This is a genomic window from Coprococcus sp. AF51-11b1 (assembly GCF_027682785.1).
GTDB lineage: Bacteria > Bacillota > Clostridia > Lachnospirales > Lachnospiraceae > Allocoprococcus > Allocoprococcus comes.
The window spans coordinates 122,188-122,397 of sequence record NZ_JAQCZB010000014.1; the positions used below are offsets into that span (position 1 = coordinate 122,188).

The window sequence follows — 210 nt, forward strand, 5'->3', positions numbered from 1 at the left end:
AGCCGATGTAAAAGATGTATCGGACCGACTTCTCGGTATCCTTTCGGATGCCGGGGAAAGCGGTGTTGTGGCAGACGAACCGGTGATCGTGGCAGCAGATGACCTGGTACCGAGTGAGACCGTTCAGCTCGACAAGTCCAAAGTGCTTGCCTTTGCAACCATGTACGGATCAGCAAATTCCCATACGGCAATCCTTGCAAGGACCATGAA

General features: G+C 52.9%; 1 protein-coding gene. It reads left to right on the forward strand.

The features are described from left to right. On the forward strand, positions 1-210 hold a 210-nt coding region (locus tag PGY05_RS13890), incomplete at both ends, for a PEP-utilizing enzyme (RefSeq protein WP_270476152.1).